At 62.6% G+C, this 1,277-nt stretch carries 1 protein-coding gene; it reads left to right on the top strand.

Going from position 1 to position 1,277, the window contains the following annotated elements; translation table 11 throughout:
• The first annotated feature begins 71 nt into the window (after positions 1-71).
• Positions 72-1,234, top strand: a protein-coding gene (locus tag AC1DFR_RS22310; RefSeq protein WP_476874500.1) for an IS3 family transposase whose coding sequence is annotated in 2 segments (ribosomal slippage) — positions 72-350 and positions 353-1,234 — 1,161 coding nt in all. Because the reading frame shifts where the segments join, the coding sequence is not laid out codon by codon here.
• Positions 1,235-1,277 lie beyond the last annotated feature (43 nt).

Raw genomic sequence — 1,277 nt, 5'->3', positions numbered from 1 at the left:
GGGACTGCTGAAGGTTTGATTGACACTTTGCCTGTGAGGATTTGATCCTTGCGGGTGGAAGGATGTTCATCATGCCCAAAGCCTTTCCCGAAGAGTTCCGCCGCGATGTCGTCGCGGTTGCCCGCAAGGGCGAAGCGCCCATCACGCAGATCGCCAAGGACTTCGGCGTCTCACCCGCTGCCCTGCACCGCTGGATGAAGATCGCCGACAGAGAAGACGGCGTGAAGTCCGGGGTGGTGTCCGATGACGCCGCGAAGCTGCGGGAGGCGAACAAACGCATCCGGCTCCTGGAACAGGAAGCCGAAGTCATGCGCCGAGCCGTGGCCTACCTGTCCCGGGACATCAATCCAAAAAAATGATGTACCCGCTGGTCCGCGAGCTGGCTGCCAGGGACGCCCCGATCAGGGTTCCCGTGGCAGTGTCCTGCCGGGTACTGAATTTCTCCAGACAGGCCTACTACCAGTGGGCCGCCAACCCCGTCCCCGCCCGGGACTGGGAAGAAGCGCACCTGATCAACGCCGCCGTCGACCACCACCGCGACGATCCCGCCTTCGGATACCGGTTCATCGCCGATGAGATCAACGCCGGTCCCGGCCCTGGGGCCAGTGAACGGCGGATCTGGCGGCTGTGCTCCCAGAACGGCATCCTCTCGGTGATCCACCGCCGGCGCCGCTCAGGGCTCAAGACCGGCCCTCCGGTCCACGATGACCTCATCGAGCGGGACTTCAGCGCCACGGCACCGAACCGGAAATGGCTCACGGACATCACCGAGCACCACACCGCGGAGGGCAAGCTGTACCTGTGCGCGATCAAGGACCTGCATTCGAACCGGATCGTCGGGTACTCCATGGACGGGCGGATGAAAGCATCCCTGGCCGTCGCCGCACTGGACCACGCTGTGGCCCTGAGGAACCCGGCCGGCACGGTGGTCCATAGCGATCGCGGGTCCCAGTTCAGATCCAGAAAGTTCGTCCTGGCCCTGAACACTTACGGCCTGAACGGATCGATGGGCCGGGTGGGGGCATGCGGTGACAATGCCGCGATGGAATCGTTCTTTTCCCTGCTTCAAAAGAACGTCCTGAACCGGAAACGATGGGAAACCCGGGCCGAGCTCCGGCTCGCCATCGCGACCTGGATCGAGCGCAGCTACCACCGAAAACGCCGTCAACGTGCCCTAGGACGGCTGACACCCATCGAGTTTGAGACAATAAAAAACGCGGCCTCAGCCGCGTAAGAAAATATCAACCACAGCTGTCAACTAAACCTTCAGCAGTCCC

Source organism: Arthrobacter sp. 05T410, from assembly GCF_056396505.1.
The sequence above is the reverse complement of the archived record's forward strand: the minus strand, read 5'-3'. Positions and strand labels throughout refer to the sequence as shown.